This window comes from Parapedobacter sp. SGR-10 (assembly GCF_011030405.1).
Lineage (GTDB): Bacteria > Bacteroidota > Bacteroidia > Sphingobacteriales > Sphingobacteriaceae > Sphingobacterium.
The window spans coordinates 1-21,501 of sequence record NZ_JAAJTJ010000029.1 but is presented as its reverse complement, the minus strand read 5'-3'; the positions used below and the strand labels follow the sequence as shown (position 1 = coordinate 21,501).

Sequence of the window (21,501 nt, the reverse complement as noted above, 5' to 3'; positions counted from 1 at the left end):
GGGGCATTAGCTCATTTGGCTAGAGCGCTACGCTGGCAGCGTAGAGGTGATCGGTTCGAATCCGATATGCTCCACAAGAACAAAAAAACTAAAGAGGTAATTTTCAGAAAATTACCTCTTTTTTTATCTGTCCATTTTGGAAAATGGAATTCAATATATCAAAACATCTCTTCCGTCAACTGATGATTGATCATGGCTCCGGCAATATTCCCGGTGGCGACAGCATAGGCTACAGATCGCATCATACTGGAGCTATCTCCGCAGGCAAAGATGCCTTCTATAGAAGTCTTTTGGGACATATCTACCTTGATATGTCCCAAATCTGTCAATTCACAGCCTAGTTTGGCAGGAATATCCGAATGCTGTTCAAAAGGCAGTGCCGCATATACAGCGTCAAAGTGAATGTTACTTCCTCCACGGAAGACGACTTGGTTGACATACCCTTGCTCATGTGCTATTTTTACCACATCCGTTTCGATGATCTGTATGTTATGTTTTTCCAGCCTATCGATTTGATCTGTATTAAAATCTGCCTTACCCCTTGTCAGGATCGTCACATTATCCGTCAGGTTATGGACAAGCGACGCGATGTGGAATGCCCGCTCACCATTGGCCATGATCGCGGTCTTTTTACCCCGATATTCATATCCATGGCAATACGGACAATGGATAACAGAGATTCCCCAACATTCTTGAAAGCCTGTTATATCCGGCATGATATCTTTGATTCCGGTAGCAAAAAGCAACTTCTTTGCGCCGAAGGTCTGTCCACCTTGCGTGCCTATTTCATAGCCTGTATCGGTCCTCTTGCCATATACCGCCAAACCGTCATAAAACCGGACAGTCGGGTAAGCCATGACCTGAGACCTCGCTTTTTCCGCTATTACAGATGGTTTTTCACCATCATGGGAGATGAAATTGTGCGAATGCGGTGTCTGCCGGTTGCATGGATACCCACTGTCAATAATCAGTACATGTCGCAGCGAGCGCCCCAAAGCCATCGCTGCGGAAAGTCCCGCATAACTTCCGCCCACAATAATGACGTCAAAATCTATTCTTTCTTCCATAATGCGATATTTTGTAGAAGCTGTACCCTTAAAAGCTGATGCTACAGCAACCGTGCCATATTTTATAAAATCTCGTCTGGGTAAATGCATAGAAGGATATATTAAATATTTTTGGGAAAAGGATCCTTAAACCAGATATGGCGCCAATCGTCTGCTTCGTCTTCGGTCAGTAGACATTGCTCAAGTTCTGCCAGATACTGTTCCTTATTTAGATTCTGACCGATAAATACCAATTCGGTCTTACGGTCTTCCCATTCGGGATGCCAGCGCGCCAGAAGCGACGGCCGGATTTCCGCGTATTCGGGATACCGGTAACGCATTTCTTCCGGCATGGTACACCACCATGAACCTGCATTGTCCAAACGCAGGCTTCCCCCGGCCTGACTGAAGCTGATAGCTATATCCGGGCGTGATGCCATCCAAAAAAGACCTTTGGCACGTATGATATTATTTGGATAATCCTCGTTTAGGAATTTATACCATCGTTGTGGCTGAAAAGGCTTTTGCGAATGGAATACGAATGAAGATATACCATATTCCTCGGTCTCAGGTGTATGTTCGTTTTCCAATTCCTTGATCCATCCTGCGGACGAAGATGCTGTTTCAAAATCAAATAAGCCGGTTCCGATGATCTCCTTCGGTTCCACTTTACCGAAATGTGTACGCACGATCTTGGCTCCGGGGTTTAGCTTGTGGATGGCAGCTTCCAATACTCCTGCCGTCTCGTCGGATACCAAATCTGTTTTATTGAGTAAGATAACATTGGCAAATTCGATCTGATCTGTCAACAGATTGACCACGGTACGCGTATCATAATCATCGTCTGTCAATTCCCTATCCTGCAAGGTCTCGGCACTCCCGAAGTCCTTAAAAAAATTGTAACAATCGACCACTGTCACCATCGTATCGATATAACTGAACGAAGACAGATCAATGCCATTGTTGTCGTCTACATAACTAAATGTCTGCGCGACGGGAATAGGCTCGGAAATACCCGTACTTTCAATAAGCAGGTAGTCAAATCTATCTTCTTTGGCCAGACGTTCTACTTCGACCATCAGGTCTTCACGCAACGTACAACAAATACATCCATTGCTCATCTCGACCAGTTTTTCTTCGGTTCGCGACAACACATTCTCCCGCTCCACCAATTGGGCGTCGATGTTGACCTCACTCATATCGTTGACAATCACGGCTACCTTAAGTCCTTCTTTATTGTGCAGTACATGGTTGAGCAATGTGGTCTTTCCTGCACCCAAAAAACCACTGAGCACAGTGACGGGCAGTTTCCTGCTTTTCTCTCTCTTTTCGTTCATATATGTTCGCTATTATCGTTAAATATCCCTTTCTGCTATAGCCAGGTCCATAGCCACCCGTGCAAACCATTCCCTGACACGCCAATAATGTTGTTCACCGTACTTGCTGATAAACCGTTTTGTCTCGGGAAGCTCTTCATTTTCATAAACCGCCAAACGACCTTGTACAAACGGTAATGTCAGCGGGATGCCACACTTCTGCTCGATGCAATATTTCCAGCTTTCAAAATCTTGAGGTATCATATGTTTTAAGACTTTAAATATCCGATCTCAAAGATACAACACAAAAATCATTAAAGCAACAATGTTGCATTAAAATAATTGTGTTAACTTTGTTCAAAAGTTAAAGAGTACAATAAAAAACACATTATGAAACATTATATTAAAATAATATGTTCGGCAGTATGGTTATTCTTGGCCAGTTCATCCGAGGCACAACCGACCTCAAGAGAACATCTTACCGAACACAAACCCCTCATGAACGAGGTATGGCAAACATTTGACCTGCTGATGTACAAAGTGGAGAACAAAAATGGGAAAAAGGTCTATATCCCATACTTCCCTCCTTTGCTACGTCGATTGCATGGTAAGACAGTTTCCTTACAAGGTTATGCCATTCCCATAAAAGCAGGCTTTCGTCACAACAGGTTTCTGCTGTCCGTCCTACCAATAGACCAATGTATGTTTTGCGGGCAAAATGGAATACCCGCAATGGTAGAAGTAACGCTGGCCCACGATAAAAAACAAAAAATCGGCAATAAGCCGATTCTGATAACAGGAAAAGTCGTACTCAATGCGATGGACAAAAAGCGGACGGAAATATGGATAGAAGGGGCATCGGCAACGGAAAGATAAAACCCTCTATTTCTTAAAAAACATAAGGCAACGCCATGTTGCCTTATGTTTTTTACGGCCAGCTATTAATGATCGTGCTCTGCATGGATCTCAAATTTGAGTTCCAGCTCATTGCTTCCTGCAAATGCAGTCGTATAATCCGTACGGTTCCAGTCAGTACGGGTGATATTTGCTTTTACGCCTGCGTTAAGCTTACGCATCACAAAAGTTACGTCTTTTTCGCCTTCGTTATCGTGGCCTACGGTAAAATAGGTAGTGACACCTGTGGTATTGGTCGCTCCCGAAACCGCAGTCCCGTCGGCATATTGCGTCTCACGTGTCTGGAAAAGGGCTCCCTCACCTTCGGGAGAATCGGGATTCAATATAAAACCTCCTCCGATTAAGAACGCCTTATAAAGACTTGCTGTAGCTTCATTCGCGATGAACCGTTGATCTTGCGTCTCGTTTCCTTGAGCATCGTACGTTTTTAGGCTGATTTTATAGATCGCTTCGGGATCAAGGTGCAAATGACCGCCACTGAGTGCATTGCCATTAGCGTCAAATGTAACCGTCGTCGAGGCACCTTCCACGGCACCGTCCAATCCATGGAAGTGGTCACCGTGTCCTTCTACACTTTCGCCAGTGATCAACGTGAAGACCAATGCAGCACTCGGTGACCCGATGACAAGCTCCAGCTCAGACTCTACAGTCGTGGTCTGTCCGTTTTTGTCGGTGACCGTAAAATGCAGGTGGTACTCGCCGGCAGGGGCATTAGCCGGGATATCCAGGTGCTCGTGGAATTCGACCTGTCTTACCCCGATATATTTGCCTTCGGTGTACGATTTTTCGATCTCAAAGCTTCCGCCACCTTCCTGATGGATCTCGATATCTATGCGTTGGATCAAAGCCTCTGCCGTGATCGTACCCTCCAGATGCAGATCTCCACCGATGGTGGCCTGTTTACTGTTTCCGCTGCCTACTTCGGATAAATCAATCACTGGAGCTTTTAAGACAGGATCTTTATCCTTTTCACAGGATGACAGGGAGAATAACGTCGCTGCCAGCAACGTTAAGGCGACAATGAATTTGTTGTGTTTAAGTGTTCTCATAATATTTAATTTTAGTTGTTTGAATTTTAGTTATTTAATCTTTATACTCAACCCCTTGGTATCACTCCACCCCTCCTGATCCGTCACGATAATCATAAAATGATAATCTCCCGGATCAATATCTGCCGGAACATCTATCTCTACATTGGTTTCGTACTCTTTTAGTCCCTGAGCGATCGTATAGGATTTGATGAAAACAAGCGGCTTGATCGGACTTTTCTTGGGAGCCAGATCACACTCGTCTATCTCTGTACTGTGGCTGTGATGGTCAAAATTGTGATGGATATCCACGCTGACATTGCCCAAAGCTACATTATCCGACAATCTGGCTTTGAATGTGAATTTTTGACCTCTTTCGATCTCGCTGCATTGCACCGGAAAAGCACCTGCAAAGTCAATATGTATCTGAGGGGGATCCTGATCGATCTCGTTATTACTGTCTTTTTCACAGGCTACGAATAGTCCCGCAACTGCCAGAAAAAGAAAAATGATCTGTCTTGTCGTCTTCATCGTTATTTGTTTTACTTATCTGTTATTTATGATTTACTACGCTCTGAATTTTCGTTTTTTGCTGACTGGAAAGGCATCCTCAGAGACAGGATGATATTCCGGCCTGCTTCGGGCAATTCGATCAAGCGATAAAAACTCGTGTGATCCATATATTTTGTATCCAACACATTCTGCACTTGCAGGTTAAGCAGCACTTGTTGACCCGCCAATGCAAACTGTGTACCTGCTTGCACATGCCATATGCCATAGCCAGCTGTTTTCTTCTCGGGCGGAACGATACGGTTTTGTGCCGCCACCCGTTTATAATCCAGACCGAAATACGTACCCTGCCCTTTGCTCCACTCCAAAGGCGACCAGGTCAAGTTCATCATTATGGACGCCGGAGGCGAAAAGGGCAATGTATATCCCTTTTTCTGTCCCGACAATTGTCGGGCATACAAGTACTCGCCCGAAATCTCTGTAGATAGGCTTTTCATGATGTTGTACCTTGCCTGCACCTCTGCGCCATAGCGTAACACTTTGCTCTGTGTATAGACAAATATCTGATTGCCGGCGCCATAATAATGGTCAAAACCAGGCGTAGGGTTCAGATAGATATAGTTCGGAAAATAATTGTAATACGGGCTTAGCTGTATAGCCCATCGGCTATCCTGCCAACGCAAAACCAAATCCCCCTGATAGGACTGCTCCGGTGACAGCGTCGGATTACCGAGCTCATAGCTGAAGTAATGGTAATTCACCCCATTTGCCGCCAGTTCCTTCGCAATAGGCACCCGAAAGCTCTTTCCGGCATTTGCCTGCAAAGAAAAGTGGCCCAGCCTATAGTCCATCCCGAAAGACCAAACAAAACTGTTGAACTCTTTTTCTGACGCCTCAGCGCGGGTTAGGTTCTGCCACTGCTCTTCTCCATCAATCTCTATTAGAGAAGGAAACCAATCCGTATAGGACATCGTACGGATAGTGCTGTGGTCATAGCGGATAGCACCGTGCAGGGATACCTGTTCATTAAGCGAGAACTTGTCATATACAAACACACCTACCGCTGCCTGGCGAAATGCCGGCACCAAAAAAGTCCACCCATTTATATCGTTGTGCTGATACTCACCCGAAGCTCCTATGGTCACTACGTGTGAACCGTAGGTCATTTTATCACGGAGATTAGCTGAATATACTTTTTTGTCAAATTCACGCTCCAGGTCCTGTGGAATATCCAAATTCTCCGGATATAGCGGAGGCATGTAGCCATGGCTGACGTAATGACTGTACTCCTGCCTAAAGTTATGTTGAAAACCCAAATCCAATTCGATTTCGTGATCATTCCATACGTATCCGCTTCTATTTATCAGCTTCAAATGGTTAACTTTCTGGCTTGGCATCGGGATATCTCTCGAAGACGCATCATGCAGATCGATATCTACCCTTCGGGGTTCCAAACCGTGTGCATTGGCAAAAAAACCACTCTTATTGAAAGTGTTGCTGAAATAGAACATCGAACTGAACCGATCGTCTACATAGCCACTGTTGAGATGAAAATTTAACTCTCTGCCTGCTGTATTCCGAAGATGCCGCTGATCCAGATGCACAGCGTAGCTGTACACATATACGGTATCCGTAGGCACCCGGTAGTCACTGTAATCTTGGTAGGTCGCCCTTCCCTCATAAAACCAATTGGTCTTCCTCTGGTAAAGGTGGACACTGACACCCCCAAGCATGTTGTTGGTCTTGCCGATCAGGTCCACCGTCCCACCGCTCGTATGGTCATCCGGATAGGCTTTGGGTTTGATATCGATCACCCCGCCGATCGCATCCGAACCGTACATAAAAGATGCTCCACCGCGTATCACTTCTATATCTCCCGTAGCAAATTGATCGATTTCCAGGCCATGATCGGCACCCCACTGCTGTCCTTCATGTTTTATTCCTTTTTCGACAGTGACCACACGGTTGAAACCCATTCCACGTATAAGTGGCTTTGACTGTCCGGAACCTATCCCGATCATGCTGACACCTGGTAGGCGACCGAGGGTCTGCATGAGGCTCCCACCGAGATACCTATGGACAAACTGCGAACTAACAATATCTGTATTCAATGGATATTCGTCTTTTTTTAAGGACGTTTTGTCGTGTACGACAACTTCTTTGAGCATGTGTATGCCGGGAGTAAGGTAGACCGTCAGTGAAACATCTTCGTCTGTCAGGTTGACTTCCGAACGGTAGGGTGCATAGCCGACCATATGAACTGATAGTACATACTTTCCTTTTGATACATGCTGAAATGAAAATTCTCCTTTTTTGTCCGAAAAAGATTTTAATTCCGTAGGAAAAAGTTCTACCCGGGCTCTGGACACCTCCTCCCCATCATCTCCTTTCACCGTTCCGGAAATTCGGAAAGTTTGAGACTGCACAGCAATACTCCAAAGACCTAACAAGAAAAACAATCCTACTATTTTCATTATCCTATTCGCTATTGCTCTTAGATCATACAATCTTTGTAAAAGCAATATTGTTGCAAATATAAAATAAACATGAAACAAAAGCAACAATGTTGCGAATATAATTTTTCTGCATTCAAAAAGAAAGGGTGTGCGGTAGCTATCTTACAGCTCGACGGGCACAATCTGTCTGACAGCAAGACAGATTCCGCAAACTGCTTTTCTCTATGTATATAAAAAAATATCCTTTATGTTATCCATCAATTGATTTTCCATAAGCAAAACCTTATATCTTTTTTTTAAACAAAGGTTGTCCGGCTCACTTCTATTTGGAAAATCCACCTTCTGCGATAGCAGTACGGTCATTCTGGTCGTGCACATAGACCTTGACCTTATATTCCCCAGATGGCAATTCTGCAACCTTGATATGCTCATGAAAATGAGCTGTCAACTCGCCCTGTAGTTTTTTGCCTGCAAAAGTATATTCCTGTTGCCATGCTGTACCCGAAATCTCCACTACGACATGGGCTATACGTTTTGCTGCGACAATCTCAGTCGCCAGATGCAGATCATTTCCGGCAGAATTGAGCCCTACTTCCAATTCGGATATGACCGGAAAAGTACTATCCACAACAAGCATCATATTTTTTGCGCTTTGAACGACTTTTCCGTCACGTTGCCTGGCGGACAGGCTTATCTGATACTCCTCGAGTGCAATAGAATCCGGAATAGCCACTCCTTGCTGCCATTCAAACTTATCGCCTTTATCAAAAGTCCGAAGATCTATGGTGTCTACATACGTCCACCCCTCGCCCGAAACCGGTCGGATATGCCACCACAGCACGTCCAAGCCTGTGGTATCCCGTACGATTCCTTTCAACAACAGAGTTTGCCCCACATAAAACCGATCATCATCCTGATTATCGCCGACCTTCACCCACGCAATCGGAGGTACCGGTTCACTACAACCGTACAAAAGAAACAGTAAAAATGCCAAAAAAACTATTGAATCTCTCTTCATATGTTCATTGCTTTTAGTTTGCACCAAGATCAGGGATAGCTATCCATTCATGTAGATATCTTTCTATATGAAGGCCATCCAATTCTTTTCCAATAAATACAAATTGATTTTGTTTGGTGTGATCATTTTCCCAATGGCCACCATAATCCATATACAGCCTTGCCCCTACAGACTGTATAATAACTTTTTTATCCTCATCTTTTTTGAATACCACTCCCTTCATCCGGTATATCCTATCCCTATACTTTCCAATCAAGATGCTCAACCCAATGTACAGCTGCCCAAGATTAAACTCAGCGTCTATCATATAAGCACGGACTGCGATATCCTGATGATGTGTTTGTCTTGATTCCTTACTTCTAGGGATAAAGGTATCCGTAGACTCTTTCTCTCTTGCCAAAGAAAAAAATGTAGAATGAGGAGTATACCTGACTTGATCCACCTCATCCAAAGGGAAAGCAGCAGGTTCTAAAGATCGGAATACTTTGGCAAATGGATTAAGCGAAGCTAAATATTCTTGAAGGTCATTAACATATCCTGCACGTACAAGGTCTGTTTTGTTCAGTATTAAAGCATCAGCGGCCATAAGTTGCTTCAAGGGCTCAGTTCTTTCGGCCAATTGGTCTTCAATCAGCTCGGCATCAACCATACAAACTGTCCGCAGCAAAGGAAAATATTTTTTGAATACCGGATGTACTGTAAACGGTTCTATAATCGCTTCCGGCAATGCCAACCCCGTACATTCAATAAGCAACTCATCAAAATTGTCTTTCTGATGATACAATGCTTCTAATGAACGATACAGGTCATCGTTCAAGGTACAACATAAACAACCATCCTGTAATTCGACAAATTGATTGCCCTTATCAACAACTAGCATACCGTCTATATTGGTCTGCCCGATTTCATTCTCGATAATAGCATAACGCTTTTGCGGGTTAGCCCGTAGCAGTGCATTCAAAAACGTAGTTTTGCCGGCTCCTAAAAAGCCTGTCAATATCGTGACCGGACGTATATCATTACTCGGCATAGCATCGTACTTTATACTTCAAATTCAAATCTTATAAATTTCTCCAACTGTACCCATCAGATCACCCTGTCCGTCAGTGCCGTGACACACCTCCTCCATCTCAAAACCGTGGATCTCTAGTGCACGATTGAATCCAGAAATAGTCTACAACTCCTCTTTTTTAAACCTTTTTGCCATTATCCTTTAAACATTGATCACATATTCCCGAAAAAAGCAACATTGCATCGTCTATCCAATAATTCTTTAGCTCATCTATATAATATTCGGGCAAGGGTGTCAAGCAGGAAACCGAACCGCAGTGCCTACACCTGAATGAGGGGCGTATACCGAAACTCTCCGGATAATAGACAAAACGATTGATCCCATCAATATCAACTACCCATTCTATTACACCTCCATGATAGAGATCATTGAGAATCCTGTACATCGTCACCCGATCCTCTCCCCTATCAAAATAAGCGTACATTTCCTGAAAGGAGAACGATTTGCGCGTATTCATCAAAACGTTCAATACTTTGATCCTTAACCTCGTCGGCCTAACACCATGTTCTTTAAGAATATCACTTGGAGTAGACATAAACTCGTTATTTTATCGGAACAAAAATGCAATGCGTTCAATTTTCTCCTCATCCGACCAATCAAAAGCATCGGGATGCAGTGACATATCCGCAGAAGTCATCACATGGAAGTCGCCCATAGCTTCGACCAAAACTGTAGATGTAGTCAATATGTTATCGGTTATTCTCACAACTTTAGCATAAAATAAAAGCAACAATATTGCAAATATAAAATAAATACGAAACAAAAGCAACTATGTTGCGTATTTGTTTTGGATAAAAAAAGACCCGTCAGATTTTGGAACCTGTCAGGTCTACAAATGATACAACACCGCCTTATCTACCACCTACGGTTATTGCCACCGGAATGAGCGGGTTTCTTTTTCTTACGATGCCTATAATCAGGCTTTGCACCGGCGGGTTGCGCTTTGGAAGCCTTTTTTGCATTTTTGCCTTGTGGCGCTGCCGAAGATGATTGGGCCAAAAACTGTGGAGACATGCTCAACTCTTCCATTTCCTTGACAGGTAGTTCTAGTCCGATCGTAAACTGAATATCGCGGATATAGGGTATCTCTTCGACATCACATAGCGAAATGGCAAACCCCTGTGCTCCTGCCCTACCCGATCGGCCTATGCGGTGTACATACGCCTCGGGGATATTGGGGATTTCGTAATTGACCACATATTTCAACAGGTCGATATCAATACCACGTGCGGCAATATCCGTCGCTACCAATACCCTGATCTTCTTGTTCTTGAAGTTCTCCAAAGCGCCTTGACGTGCATTCTGTGATTTATTGCCGTGTATAGCCGCCGCAGAAATCTCATTCTTATGGAGAAACTTCACCAATCTGTCCGCTCCATGTTTGGTCCGCGTAAACACCAATACATTGTCATCCAGATCATTTTTCAATAAATGTAACAAAGCTTTGTTCTTGTTGGCCTTTTCAATGTAGTACAAGGTCTGCTGTATAGTCTCGGCCGTGGTCGATTCGGGTGTCACTTCCACTTTAACAGGACGGCTCAACATGCTATCTGCCAAGGCTTGTATAGCTTTGGGCATAGTCGCTGAAAAGAACAAAGTCTGCCGACGTTCGGGAATAACCTTCAGTACACGCTTGACATCGTGGATGAATCCCATATCCAACATACGATCCGCTTCATCCAATACGAAAATCTCAATCTGGCTCACAGAGAGAATACGCTGATTCATCAAATCCAATAACCTACCCGGTGTAGCCACCAATATGTCTACCCCTTGCCGTAATTCGTTGACCTGCGAGAATTGGTTGACACCGCCAAAGATGACGGTATGGCGCAACTTCAAGTTTGCTCCATAGTCCTGGAACGATTCGCTGATCTGAATGGCCAATTCACGTGTAGGTGTCAGGATCAAGGCACGGATAGTTCCCTTTTTATGCCCCTGTGGTTTGTATTGATCAAGCAACTGCAAAATAGGGATTGCAAATGCAGCGGTCTTGCCCGTGCCTGTCTGGGCACAGCCCAGAAGATCCCGGCCATTCAATACCTCGGGGATAGCCTGCTCCTGTATAGGGGTTGGATATTCGTAGCCGAGATTTTCTAAGGCTCCAAGGATCGGAGCGGCTACTTTCAGTTCTTTAAAAGTTTTCAAATCGAAAAAATTACTTTATGTGTAAGGGGCTTTCTGAAAAGTTATCAAGTAAAAAAACGCGTCGTTGCGAAGAAGAATGGCGAAGCAATGACGGTGATGTTTGACTTTACGGACAGTCCTTCTTATAGGAAAAAGCCGCCAAGAGACACTTAGCGGCTTTGAATTTTTGAATGAGGTATGTACAAAACTTAGTTAGCCTCAGCAGGAACTACCGAAACATAAGATTTGTTGTTGGCTTTTTTGCGGAACACAACGGTACCGTCTACCAAAGCAAACAAAGTGTGGTCTCTACCAATACCAACGTTTTTGTCAGGATTGTGTTTTGTACCGCGCTGACGAACGATGATGTTGCCAGCGATAGCTTTCTGACCACCAAATATTTTTACCCCTAATCTCTTACTGTGTGACTCACGGCCGTTCTTCGAACTACCCGCACCTTTTTTATGTGCCATTTCTTTATCCTAATTTATGACTATAAAGTCAGATTAAAAAATTCAATTATAAACTGATTCCAGTGATCTGGATCTTTGTAAACTGTTGACGGTGTCCGTTTTTCTTTTTGTAACCTTTACGGCGTTTTTTCTTGAAAACGATGACCTTATCACCTTTCAAATGAGACAAAATCGTAGCTGAAACCTTAGCACCTGAGATACTTGGTGTACCAACAGTAAATTTACCACCGTCTTCTGCTAACAATACATTGTCAAATTCAATACTAGCGCCCTCTTCTCCCTGTAAACGGTGTACAAAAAGAGATTGGTCTTTTGCAACCTTAAATTGCTGTCCTGCTATATTTACTATTGCGTACATTGTTATTTAATTTTTTATAATTATTTTAATGAACCGCAAAGATAGAATATATAGTTGAATTGTGCAATTATTTTTTAGAAGTAGGGGCAAAAAATCTTTTGCCCCTACTTCGTAAACGCATCTATGATCTCCATACAGAGGATACCATCCTCTATTGTACAGGGATTGTCCACTTCACCTTTAAAATACCGGACTGTCTGCTCGATCATCGGTTGCTGCACATGCTGTAACGGTTCAAAAGCAAACTCGTCGATATCCTCTCCCCTTTCTAAGACAATAGGTTTTCCTTCAAAAAAAGAAAATCTCAATTTGCCTTCAGAACCCAGAATCACACACAGATCCTCCTCTTCCGTCCGATCAAAATCCCATATCCCATGAAACAAAACACCACGATCAAACAACACCTGACCTGATACACGTGTCGCAGGCTTTTCCGTTCCCTTTACGTCTGACAAACCGCAATAATGCAATGGACTTCCAAAAATAGCCACCATCAGATCCAACTGATGGGGTGCCAGATCATGGAAAAGCCCTCCACCCGATATGGCAGGATCTATACGCCATTTGTTCTTGGATATGGATAGTTCTTCGGCAGATTGGGCTTTTTTGTACATGTTGAGATGGACAAGGGAAGCTTGTCCGATAAGGCCGCTCTCCACAATTTCCTTTACCTTCAAAAAATAAGGGTTCGCACGACGATAATGTGCCACGACCAATTTTCCGCTATACCTTTTCAACAAATCCTTCATCTGCCTGGCCTCGTGGGCATCCAAGGCCAAAGGCTTTTCTACATACACCATTTTTCCAGCCTGCAAGGCCTTTTCTACATAATGGAGGTGCACATGCGGTGGTGTGGCAATATATACAGCGTTGACATCAGAATTGGCCAGCATCGCTTCTACATCTGTGTACCAATTGGCGATCCCATGTCGGGCAGCATAATCTTTTACCTTTTCTTCGTCCCGGCGCATCACAGCGATCAGATCCGAGTCTTCCACTTTCCTGAAGGCAGGCCCGCTTTTGACTTCGGTCACATCCCCTGCCCCAATCATTCCCCATTTTATCATTGTGCAAAATCTTTCTTATGAACATTTAACTCCTATGGAGTCTCTCAATCCTACCATGGCTCTCCTTGCTTTCACTATCCACATAATCCCACCTTCATTACCCCTATAAAGATAACAACCTTAGGCAAATTATAAAACACTATCCAAACCTTTGCTTCATCGGTTCTTACGCCCCATTTCACTTTTGCCAAAAAAATGTATCTTTGCACTTCACAATTTTTTTAGAAATGAGCAAAGCTATAATCAAAACCGAAAAGGGTGATATGACCGTAGAGTTCTACGATCAAGACGCTCCGAATACAGTTGCCAACTTTATCAAACTAGCAAAGTCCGGTTATTACGACGGCCTGGCCTTTCACCGTGTCATCCCTGATTTTGTGATCCAAGGTGGATGTCCCAATTCCCGTGAAGGTGCAGCCGGTATACCGGGCACAGGCGGCCCTGGCTACAAAATCGATTGTGAATTGACAGGCGAAAACCAATACCACGATAGAGGTGTATTGTCTATGGCGCATGCTGGCCGCAATACAGGTGGTTCACAGTTTTTTATCTGCCATAGCCGCAACAACACGGCTCATTTGGATCGCAATCACACCTGCTTTGGCAAAGTAGTTGAAAATGTAGATGTCGTAGATGACATCCGTCAGGGAGACCGAATCTTATCTGTAGAAGTTATTGAGAATTAAGCACACAGGTTTATGAATTTAAGAGCATTAGTATCCGTCACCGGAAAACCGGGCTTATTTAAGCTGATCGGACAAAATAAAGGAGGCTTTGTCCTAGAAACTTTGGACAGTGCCAAAGTGAAATCGGTCGTCAATCTTAACACGACAAAGATGGCCACGCTCGAAGACATCACGATTTACGGCGAGGAAGAAGAGATCCGCTTGATCGATATCTTCGAAAACATCAAGGCCAAAGGAGGTGAGACTCCTGACACAAAAGCCGACAACAATACGTTAAGGGCTTTTTTCAACGAAGTAGCTCCGGGGCACGATGAAGACCGGGTGTATACTTCCGACATCAAGAAGATCATCTCTTGGTACAATATCATCAAGGAACTTCCTTTGTTTGAAGAAGAAGCTCCTGAACCTTTGGCATAACATCTTTTCCGAGGTCTTTCTACATTCAAATTAAAAGCCTTGCAAATTTTCTTTTGCAGGGCTTTTTTTCCTAATCTACAAAACATGTATCCCTACCACAACAAAATAAAGCAACGGATAAAAAACGGAGAGTTGATCCGATATGAGTTTGTAGAGCGTTACAACCATATCAGTCCTGCACTGCTCTTATATTTCAAAACAGAACCATTTGTACGCCCGATCCGAGAACATAGATTTGGAGAATATGAGGTCTTGCTGAGAGAAATGGATGGTGATAAATAGCATAGGAATTATCCTCCCAGGGCATTATGTTTATTTCACACAATGCCCTACAAATCCTGCGCAATCACATAGCCTGCCGCCCAGGCCCACTGAAAATTGTACCCTCCAAGCCAACCCGTAATGTCCACAGCCTCACCACCAAAATACAATCCGGGATATTTCTTTGATTCCAAGGTTTTGGGATGCAGTTCGGCCGTAGACACACCGCCACGCATCACTTCCGCCTTATCATAACCTTTGTCTCCTGCCGGTTTAACTTTAAAATGGTGTATAGTATCCGAAACGAGTGCCGCATCGGCCTTACTGAGTGATGCAATTTTGATAGTTATCGGCAAAAATTTACCCAAAGCATCTACCATCTTTTTTGTGAAATAATCATTCAACATCTGTCCTATCGTACGTTTCCCCCCAGCATTGCGTTCCTGTCGGATCAGATTATCCAATCTAAACTTCGGGAGCAAATCTATCTTGAAGACCTCACCTGCCCGCCAATAAGATGAAATCTGCAAAATGGCCGGCCCACTCAATCCCCAGTGCGTAAACAGTATATTTTCCTCAAATGAGATTTTATCGTTGTAGACACGTGCAAAAACCGAATTCCCCGACAGGGAAGCATACCAATCCGCATCCTTGCCCGTGATCGTCAAAGGGACGAGAGCAGGTGCAGTCTGCACAACCTCCAATCCCAATTTGTAGGCAGTCTTCAATGCCAGATCCGAAGCTCCCAACTTAGCCACCGGCAATCCTCCAGAAGCAAATACAACTTTTTTGCTCGTCAGCACCTCTTCTTTTCCGGCACGCGCTATAATTATCCTGTAGCCCTCCGTTACAGATTCTACAGATTTCACCAAGGTATCTAACCAAATATCCTGCCCTGTTTCGTACATTAGTTTGGTAAAAACAGACACAATATCCTTCGCTTTATTCGTAGCAGGAAACAACTGTCCCAATGTTTTTTCTACTCCTTTTATATGGCCGAAATTTTCAAAGAAAGCAATCGTATCCTCCACCGTCCATTGTGCAAAGACAGTATGTAGAAAGGAGGGATTTTCCGAAACAAAATTTTCTATTGATGTATGCAGATTGGTGTAATTGCACCTTCCTCCACCCGAAATCAATATCTTGGCACCGGGCTTGTCGTTGCGCTCCAGAACCAGGGTCTTTTTGCCCAACAATCCTGCCTGAACCGCACACATCAGCCCGCATGCTCCACCTCCTATTATTATGGCCTCGTAGTTTTTCAAAGTATTCAGTTGTCAGTTGTCAGTAATCAGTGTTCAGTTCTCAGCCATTTTCAAATCTTCAAATTATCTCATTTTCAAATTTCACAACCCTCTGCTCCCGCCACGATTGCTCTGCCAGTTCCAGAATACGGATCACATCCCTTGCTTGTTCGGGCTTCACAATCAATGCTTCCTCGCCATCCAATACAGCAACTACATTTCGATAAAAATCTTCCCCCGAACCTATTTCACTCGGAATACGCTCAACGATATCCTGTCCATCCTCCACAATGGACAATGTACCATATGTATCTTCGTTTTCCTTCCCCCAGTCCTGCACATCCCCAGGCCTAGCACCAGCACGCAAAAGGTTTTCCTGTGGATCTACCCCCCATTTCACAAAAGAGCCATTGGTTCCATACACTGCAAAGCGTGGTGTAGGCTCTTTGGCCAGCATCTGTCCCTTGAGCGAAACTTTCAATCGGGGATACGAAAGAATAATTTCAAAATCATCAACTGCTTTTGCCCCGTCACGCTGTACACGCAGATCGGCAAACACCCATTCGGGATGCCCAAACAATTGTAAAGCCTGATCGATCAGATGCGCTCCCAGATCGTAATGAATACCCGATCCGGGCAAATTTTCCTCCCGCCACGCACCCGGTCTCAAAAAATTGCGGAAACGGTCAAATCGCGCCTCATAATTGACTACACGTCCCAATCTTCCCGAAGCAATCATCTTACGCACGGTTTTAAAATCTGAATGAAAACGGGCATTGTGATGGACAGACAATAGCAAATTCTTATCCTTTGCCAATACGATCAACTCATCCGCTTTGGCGGAGGTATTTGTAAAAGGTTTTTCGACGATCACATGCTTTCCGGCTTCCAGAGCAGCCTTTGCCAAGCTGTAATGTACATCATTGGAAGTGGCTATGACGACCAGGTTCACTTCCGGATCCCCAATAATATCGTCCGCTGACAGTACATTGATGGCAGTAGGATATCGTTCAGCTAACATGCGCTGTTGCTCAGGCTTCCGTGCCGTCACTTTATATAATTCCAGACGGTCATTTTCCACAATAAACGGTGCATGAAATACATGACCTCCTATGGAAAACCCGATCAGTCCTACTTTATATTTTTTTTGCATTCTCAATACTTTTACATCCGCTCCGGCACTTGAATACCCAATAAGCGCATACTCTCAGCAATAATCTTTGCAGCAGCAGCAGACAAATGCAGGCGGAATATCTTTATATCTTCCTGCTCGGCTTTCAGGATGCTTTCTTCATGATAGAATTTGTTATACAGCTTGGCTACTTCATACACGTAATTGGCTATCTGTGCCGGGCTGAATTCCTGAGCAGCGGCTTCGATAACGGTCGGGAAATTGGCCAGCACCTGTATCAAATCCCGCTCATAAGGAGAGATGCTTTCGGGCGTAATTATTCCCTCCGTTCCATTGAACCTTGCTTTGCGCAAGACCGATTTGATACGGGCATGCGTGTATTGGATAAAAGGCCCTGTGTGCCCCTGAAAATCGACCGATTCATTCGGGTCAAACAATAACCGTTTCTTAGGATCGACTTTCAACAGGAAGTATTTCAAAGCGCCCATACCAATGGTATCGTACAATTCCGCTTTTTGGTCTTCTTCAAAATCATCTGTTTTGCCCAGTTCTTCGGTTCTTTCCTTAGCCGTTTTTTTCATCTCTCCCATCAGATCATCCGCGTCGACTACCGTACCTTCACGGGATTTCATCTTTCCGGACGGCAGATCGACCATGCCATAAGACAAATGGAAAAGCCCATCTGCCCAGTCAAAGCCTAATTTCTTTAGAATCAAAAACAGTACTTTAAAATGGTAATCCTGCTCATTGCCAACGGTATATACCATCCCACCTACATCCGGAAAATCTTTTACCCGCTGAATGGCCGTTCCAATGTCCTGCGTAATGTAAACCGAAGTTCCGTCCGAACGCAAGACCAGTTTTTCGTCCAGACCTTCATCCGTCAGATCAATCCAGACCGAACCATCTTCTTTTTTATAGAATACGCCTTTTTCCAACCCTTTTTCCACTTCATCTTTCCCCAACAAATAGGTTTGGCTTTCGTAATAATTGAAGTCAAAATCAACACCGAGATCTTTGTACGTCACCTCAAAGCCGTCGTACACCCAACCGTTCATCGTCGTCCAAAGATTGACCACCCCCTCATCGCCGGCTTCCCATTTGCGGAGCATTTCCTGGGCTTCGAGCATCAATGGCGCTTGTTTTTTTGCTTCGTCCTCAGACATTCCCTGCGTTTTGAGCTCGTCGATCTCTCTTTTATAGGCTTTATCAAATTCCACATAAAAATTTCCGACAAGCTTATCACCTTTTAGCCCGGTAGATTCAGGTGTTTGACCATTGCCAAATTTCTGCCAGGCCAGCATAGACTTACAGATATGGATACCCCGGTCGTTGATGACCTGCGTTTTATACACTTTTTTGCCCGAAGCCTTTAAAATTTCGGCTACCGAATAACCTAAAAGTACATTGCGTACATGCCCTAAATGCAAAGGTTTGTTGGTATTTGGCGAGGCGTATTCAACCATAATCGCTTTTCCATTTTTTGGGAACTGTCCAAAATCAGATCGTACGATAGTCTCGTTCAATAGGCTAACCCAATACGCATCGGACAGGCTTATATTCAAAAAACCTTTGATAACATTAAAAGCAGAGATGGCTTCGATATGCTGTTGGAGATACTCCCCTATTTCTGTTCCTGTCTGTTCTGGAGATTTCTTTGAAAAGCGAGTGACCGGAAAAGTTACAATCGTGATCTGTCCATCAAATTCCTTGCGGGTTTCCTGCAAAGTAACCTGTTCTTCCGCCAATTCGGCATCGTAAAGTGAACGTACAGCCACAACCGTTTGTTCGATAAGTGTTTGTTGAATAGAAATTGCCATGTAAATATTACGTAATAATCTATATCTTTCTGATAATGAATGAGAAAATTATCACCCCAAGTATTTAGGTATTCATTACGAAAGTATATCTTTGCCAAAAATAATAAAAAATGCAGAGCTATCAGGAATTTCTTGACTTAAGTGTCGGTTTTCCACAGGACGGATTCGAGATTATAGACGATGAGTTATACTTTCAGGATTTGAATCTGATGGAAATGATAGAAACATATGGCACGCCCTTACGTTTCACCTATTTGCCTATGGTCAGTAAAAAGATCCAACAGGCGAAGATTCTTTTCCAGACAGCTATCCTCAAGCACGATTATCGGGGGTCTTACAAATATTGTTATTGTACAAAGTCGTCACACTTCAAGCACATCGTAGAGGAGGCATTGAAAAATGACATCCACTTGGAGACTTCGTCTGCTTTTGACATGCCAATGATCGATTCACTGGAACGTGCAGGCACGGTGACCAAGGATATTACCGTCATCTGCAATGGCTTCAAAACTTACCAGTACAAGCAATACATCATCGACATGATCCATGATGGCTTCAAAAATATCATTCCGGTACTGGACAACAAGGAAGAGTTCAACCTATACGACGACGAAATTGAACTCGATGAACCCTGCTCTTTGGGAATCCGTATCGCGGCCGAAGAACAACCCGATTCGCAGTTCTATACTTCGCGTCTGGGTGTCCGTTCGGAGGATGTCATTGATTTCTATAACAACAAAATAGCGAGCAATCCAAACTTTAAGGTCAAGCTATTGCATTTCTTTATCAATTCCGGTATATCGGACACCCCGTATTATTGGAACGAGCTGGAGAAATATGTAACGCTCTACTGCAAGTTCAAAAAGGTCAACCCCGATCTGGACACATTGGATATTGGCGGAGGTATGCCGTTCAAAGATTCGCTGGTGCACGACTTCGATTATGAGTACATGGTCAATGAGATCGTCAACCGCATCAAACAGATATGCGCACACCACGAGGTTATCGAGCCGGATATTATTACCGAATTTGGCAAATATACCGTAGCCGAAGCATCGGGTATACTGTACAAGGTATTGGGCCGCAAGCAGCAGAATGATCGCGAAAAATGGTTTATGATCGATGGTTCGTTTATCACCAACCTACCCGATGTATGGGCGCTGAACCAAAAATACATCCTCCTGCCGATCAATAACTGGGATTCGGAATACGAAAGAGTCAACATTGGCGGCATCACCTGTGACGGGCAGGATTACTATAACCAGGAAGCACATATGAACTCCGTCTTCATGCCCAAAACCCGTAAAGTGCAATATATCGGATTTTTCCACACTGGGGCGTATCAGGATGTATTGAGCGGCTACGGTGGCATACACCACTGTCTGTTGCCTTCGCCCAAGCATGTGCTGATCCGTCGCAATAGGGATGAGACATTCAATTATGAAGTCTTTGGGGAGGAACAGAACTCCAAGCAGGTCATGAAATTATTGGGGTATCAGTGATTTTTGATTATACATTTTTAACACAAAAAGGCTTGATTTAGGTATACCTAAAATCAAGGTATATCCACATGAACAATAGCCAATGTATCGTGCTGTAAGTCGGACAACGGATGATAACCGTCATTGACAAAAGAATAGTAAGCCACCCCTACCCAGATCAATACGACACTTGTCATTCGAGGGTACAGATCAAAGGATAGAGAGGGTGATACCGTTTCAGTAGCTCTTCGTATGTCCAGATATTCCGAAGATACCATGGAGATCCTATCCGTATCGTCATCGTCCATTCCAAACTCCGTTGCCAACACCCGCAATTGTACATGTGTTGCGTTTGCAACAGGCAAAATTTTGTCAGACGGTCTAAACTGCGGAAATATCAACGTCCCTTTTCCCGTAAACCGATCATATTGAACAGGAATCTTTAAAAACAAAACATCTGACAACCGCGCTTGCTCATTACAATCGAAGCCCAACAGCATCTCCATATTTTCAGCCATCACCTGTCTCTCTCCACGGCCGTGGATTTGATCGGCTTTGATTATCTTAACCATACGGCTATTCATCCGCTGGCAAAATTTTGAATCCCTTGGACACGACAATTTTCTCTTCAATATACTCCGCACACGCTTAGATGCTTGAGCTGCTCGTCCGAACTCTTGTGCATTTTCTCTCGTGCGGCGCAGTTCGGGAGTATTCAATACCTGTTCTCTCGAAGGGCCTCCTTTTCGTCGGACCTGATAGCCCGTACGCTTGTCTTTGTAAAAAGAAAGATCACCGATGCTTCCTCTTAACTTGAATATAGTGTCTTGATAAGCCATAGTATAATGATATGTCTAGAGCGTAAATGTAAAACAAAACTTACTACAGCATGTCCAAAATGTCCCAAAATGTCCGAAATGTCCACTTTTGTCGTTTGCATTTTAGCTTTATGGGATTTAGGGCATCAAAACGCTTCCAGAAAGATCATATTTTTGAAGTGACAAAGCAGAGATAAAGCAGGTATATAGCATAGATATAGTAGGGATATAGTATGGCTAGGATGATACTATAACA

The 21,501-nt window shown here is 43.9% G+C and carries 23 protein-coding genes and 1 tRNA gene; 6 read left to right on the top strand and 18 right to left on the bottom strand.

The features are described from left to right. Positions 1-74, top strand: a tRNA-Ala gene (locus G5B00_RS15755). Positions 75-158: 84 nt separating this feature from the next. Here the strand turns inward: G5B00_RS15755 and G5B00_RS15750 are convergent. The 3 genes from G5B00_RS15750 to G5B00_RS15740 form a co-directional block, all read right to left on the bottom strand. Further along, entirely contained in the window at positions 159-1,067 is a 909-nt protein-coding gene (locus G5B00_RS15750) for an NAD(P)/FAD-dependent oxidoreductase (RefSeq protein WP_163877645.1), read from the bottom strand. A gap of 101 nt (positions 1,068-1,168) precedes the next feature. Then, a complete protein-coding gene (locus tag G5B00_RS15745) occupies positions 1,169-2,383 on the bottom strand; it encodes a GTP-binding protein (protein ID WP_163877642.1) in 1,215 nt (404 codons plus the stop codon). An 18-nt stretch (positions 2,384-2,401) separates the two neighbouring features. Continuing rightward, positions 2,402-2,626 carry a hypothetical protein gene (locus G5B00_RS15740; RefSeq protein WP_163877640.1) on the bottom strand — a complete coding sequence of 75 codons (225 nt, stop codon included), beginning with the start codon at positions 2,624-2,626 and terminating at the stop codon, positions 2,402-2,404. 126 nt (positions 2,627-2,752) lie between these two features. Here G5B00_RS15740 and G5B00_RS15735 point away from each other — a divergent pair, with 126 nt between their 5' ends. Continuing rightward, a complete protein-coding gene (locus G5B00_RS15735; RefSeq protein ID WP_163877638.1) occupies positions 2,753-3,238 on the top strand; it encodes a hypothetical protein in 486 nt (161 codons plus the stop codon). A gap of 65 nt (positions 3,239-3,303) precedes the next feature. On the opposite strand, the gene G5B00_RS15730 is transcribed toward G5B00_RS15735, so the two are convergent. From G5B00_RS15730 to G5B00_RS15680, 11 genes are all read right to left on the bottom strand, one after another. Next, a complete protein-coding gene (locus G5B00_RS15730) occupies positions 3,304-4,326 on the bottom strand; it encodes a DUF4625 domain-containing protein (RefSeq protein ID WP_163877636.1) in 1,023 nt (340 codons plus the stop codon). Between the two features lie 30 nt (positions 4,327-4,356). Then, positions 4,357-4,836 carry a DUF4625 domain-containing protein gene (locus G5B00_RS15725; protein WP_163877633.1) on the bottom strand — a complete coding sequence of 160 codons (480 nt, stop codon included), beginning with the start codon at positions 4,834-4,836 and terminating at the stop codon, positions 4,357-4,359. Between the two features lie 26 nt (positions 4,837-4,862). Next, positions 4,863-7,289: a TonB-dependent receptor gene (locus G5B00_RS15720; RefSeq protein WP_163877630.1), complete on the bottom strand. Its 2,427-nt coding sequence runs from the start codon at positions 7,287-7,289 to the stop codon at positions 4,863-4,865. 304 nt (positions 7,290-7,593) lie between these two features. Then, entirely contained in the window at positions 7,594-8,289 is a 696-nt protein-coding gene (locus G5B00_RS15715) for a hypothetical protein (protein WP_163877627.1), read from the bottom strand. Between the two features lie 13 nt (positions 8,290-8,302). Then, positions 8,303-9,319 (bottom strand): CobW family GTP-binding protein, encoded by a 1,017-nt coding sequence (locus G5B00_RS15710; protein ID WP_163877624.1) that lies wholly within the window; start codon positions 9,317-9,319, stop codon positions 8,303-8,305. Between the two features lie 160 nt (positions 9,320-9,479). Continuing rightward, complete coding sequence (locus G5B00_RS15705; RefSeq protein WP_163877621.1) at positions 9,480-9,896, bottom strand: Fur family transcriptional regulator; 417 nt, start codon at positions 9,894-9,896, stop codon at positions 9,480-9,482. 12 nt (positions 9,897-9,908) lie between these two features. Beyond that, a complete protein-coding gene (locus tag G5B00_RS15700; protein WP_163877618.1) occupies positions 9,909-10,067 on the bottom strand; it encodes a hypothetical protein in 159 nt (52 codons plus the stop codon). A gap of 149 nt (positions 10,068-10,216) precedes the next feature. Then, on the bottom strand, positions 10,217-11,509 hold the full coding sequence (locus G5B00_RS15695; RefSeq protein ID WP_163877614.1) for a DEAD/DEAH box helicase: 1,293 nt from the start codon (positions 11,507-11,509) through the stop codon (positions 10,217-10,219). A 188-nt stretch (positions 11,510-11,697) separates the two neighbouring features. Next, on the bottom strand, positions 11,698-11,961 hold the full coding sequence (gene rpmA, locus G5B00_RS15690) for a 50S ribosomal protein L27 (RefSeq protein ID WP_163877611.1): 264 nt from the start codon (positions 11,959-11,961) through the stop codon (positions 11,698-11,700). A gap of 46 nt (positions 11,962-12,007) precedes the next feature. Then, positions 12,008-12,319 carry a 50S ribosomal protein L21 gene (gene rplU, locus G5B00_RS15685; protein ID WP_163877608.1) on the bottom strand — a complete coding sequence of 104 codons (312 nt, stop codon included), beginning with the start codon at positions 12,317-12,319 and terminating at the stop codon, positions 12,008-12,010. A 104-nt stretch (positions 12,320-12,423) separates the two neighbouring features. Further along, positions 12,424-13,386: a Gfo/Idh/MocA family protein gene (locus G5B00_RS15680; protein ID WP_163877605.1), complete on the bottom strand. Its 963-nt coding sequence runs from the start codon at positions 13,384-13,386 to the stop codon at positions 12,424-12,426. A 227-nt stretch (positions 13,387-13,613) separates the two neighbouring features. Between G5B00_RS15680 and G5B00_RS15675 the strand changes: the two genes are divergently transcribed. The 3 genes from G5B00_RS15675 (at position 13,614) to G5B00_RS15665 (ending at position 14,771) form a co-directional block, all read left to right on the top strand. Continuing rightward, positions 13,614-14,072 (top strand): peptidylprolyl isomerase, encoded by a 459-nt coding sequence (locus G5B00_RS15675; RefSeq protein WP_163877602.1) that lies wholly within the window; start codon positions 13,614-13,616, stop codon positions 14,070-14,072. Between the two features lie 12 nt (positions 14,073-14,084). Continuing rightward, positions 14,085-14,489 (top strand): DUF5606 domain-containing protein, encoded by a 405-nt coding sequence (locus tag G5B00_RS15670; RefSeq protein WP_163877599.1) that lies wholly within the window; start codon positions 14,085-14,087, stop codon positions 14,487-14,489. A gap of 84 nt (positions 14,490-14,573) precedes the next feature. Beyond that, positions 14,574-14,771, top strand: a complete 198-nt coding sequence (locus G5B00_RS15665) for a hypothetical protein (protein ID WP_163877596.1) — start codon at positions 14,574-14,576, stop codon at positions 14,769-14,771. Between the two features lie 47 nt (positions 14,772-14,818). Here G5B00_RS15665 and G5B00_RS15660 read toward each other — a convergent pair whose 3' ends face one another. From G5B00_RS15660 to argS, 3 genes are read right to left on the bottom strand one after another with little or no spacing between them, the layout of a single operon-like run. Continuing rightward, positions 14,819-16,015, bottom strand: coding sequence for an NAD(P)/FAD-dependent oxidoreductase (locus tag G5B00_RS15660; RefSeq protein WP_255453801.1), 1,197 nt, complete (start codon positions 16,013-16,015; stop codon positions 14,819-14,821). Positions 16,016-16,073: 58 nt separating this feature from the next. After that, the gene (locus G5B00_RS15655) at positions 16,074-17,147 is read right to left on the bottom strand and encodes a Gfo/Idh/MocA family oxidoreductase (protein WP_163877593.1); all 1,074 of its coding nucleotides are present in this window, start codon (positions 17,145-17,147) and stop codon (positions 16,074-16,076) included. An 11-nt stretch (positions 17,148-17,158) separates the two neighbouring features. Then, positions 17,159-18,946, bottom strand: a complete 1,788-nt coding sequence (gene argS / locus G5B00_RS15650; protein ID WP_163877590.1) for an arginine--tRNA ligase — start codon at positions 18,944-18,946, stop codon at positions 17,159-17,161. A gap of 110 nt (positions 18,947-19,056) precedes the next feature. Between argS and G5B00_RS15645 the strand changes: the two genes are divergently transcribed. Next, a complete protein-coding gene (locus G5B00_RS15645) occupies positions 19,057-20,448 on the top strand; it encodes an arginine decarboxylase (protein WP_163877588.1) in 1,392 nt (463 codons plus the stop codon). 53 nt (positions 20,449-20,501) lie between these two features. On the opposite strand, the gene G5B00_RS15640 is transcribed toward G5B00_RS15645, so the two are convergent. Next, complete coding sequence (locus G5B00_RS15640; RefSeq protein ID WP_163877585.1) at positions 20,502-21,266, bottom strand: hypothetical protein; 765 nt, start codon at positions 21,264-21,266, stop codon at positions 20,502-20,504. Between the last annotated feature and the right edge of the window lie 235 nt (positions 21,267-21,501).

Excerpts from the sequence above, each read along its gene's own strand:
- G5B00_RS15710 (WP_163877624.1), bottom strand. The coding sequence starts at position 9,319 with ATGCCGAGTAATGATATACGTCCGGTCACGATATTGACAGGCTTTTTA.
- argS (WP_163877590.1), bottom strand. The coding sequence starts at position 18,946 with ATGGCAATTTCTATTCAACAAACACTTATCGAACAAACGGTTGTGGCT.
- G5B00_RS15735 (WP_163877638.1), top strand. The coding sequence starts at position 2,753 with ATGAAACATTATATTAAAATAATATGTTCGGCAGTATGGTTATTCTTG.
- G5B00_RS15705 (WP_163877621.1), bottom strand. The coding sequence starts at position 9,896 with ATGTCTACTCCAAGTGATATTCTTAAAGAACATGGTGTTAGGCCGACG.
- G5B00_RS15640 (WP_163877585.1), bottom strand. The coding sequence starts at position 21,266 with ATGGCTTATCAAGACACTATATTCAAGTTAAGAGGAAGCATCGGTGAT.
- G5B00_RS15745 (WP_163877642.1), bottom strand. The coding sequence starts at position 2,383 with ATGAACGAAAAGAGAGAGAAAAGCAGGAAACTGCCCGTCACTGTGCTC.
- G5B00_RS15655 (WP_163877593.1), bottom strand. The coding sequence starts at position 17,147 with ATGCAAAAAAAATATAAAGTAGGACTGATCGGGTTTTCCATAGGAGGT.
- G5B00_RS15725 (WP_163877633.1), bottom strand. The coding sequence starts at position 4,836 with ATGAAGACGACAAGACAGATCATTTTTCTTTTTCTGGCAGTTGCGGGA.
- G5B00_RS15720 (WP_163877630.1), bottom strand. The coding sequence starts at position 7,289 with ATGAAAATAGTAGGATTGTTTTTCTTGTTAGGTCTTTGGAGTATTGCT.
- G5B00_RS15715 (WP_163877627.1), bottom strand. The coding sequence starts at position 8,289 with ATGAAGAGAGATTCAATAGTTTTTTTGGCATTTTTACTGTTTCTTTTG.
- G5B00_RS15740 (WP_163877640.1), bottom strand. The coding sequence starts at position 2,626 with ATGATACCTCAAGATTTTGAAAGCTGGAAATATTGCATCGAGCAGAAG.
- G5B00_RS15750 (WP_163877645.1), bottom strand. The coding sequence starts at position 1,067 with ATGGAAGAAAGAATAGATTTTGACGTCATTATTGTGGGCGGAAGTTAT.
- rplU (WP_163877608.1), bottom strand. The coding sequence starts at position 12,319 with ATGTACGCAATAGTAAATATAGCAGGACAGCAATTTAAGGTTGCAAAA.
- G5B00_RS15675 (WP_163877602.1), top strand. The coding sequence starts at position 13,614 with ATGAGCAAAGCTATAATCAAAACCGAAAAGGGTGATATGACCGTAGAG.
- G5B00_RS15645 (WP_163877588.1), top strand. The coding sequence starts at position 19,057 with ATGCAGAGCTATCAGGAATTTCTTGACTTAAGTGTCGGTTTTCCACAG.
- G5B00_RS15670 (WP_163877599.1), top strand. The coding sequence starts at position 14,085 with ATGAATTTAAGAGCATTAGTATCCGTCACCGGAAAACCGGGCTTATTT.
- G5B00_RS15665 (WP_163877596.1), top strand. The coding sequence starts at position 14,574 with ATGTATCCCTACCACAACAAAATAAAGCAACGGATAAAAAACGGAGAG.
- G5B00_RS15680 (WP_163877605.1), bottom strand. The coding sequence starts at position 13,386 with ATGATAAAATGGGGAATGATTGGGGCAGGGGATGTGACCGAAGTCAAA.
- rpmA (WP_163877611.1), bottom strand. The coding sequence starts at position 11,961 with ATGGCACATAAAAAAGGTGCGGGTAGTTCGAAGAACGGCCGTGAGTCA.
- G5B00_RS15730 (WP_163877636.1), bottom strand. The coding sequence starts at position 4,326 with ATGAGAACACTTAAACACAACAAATTCATTGTCGCCTTAACGTTGCTG.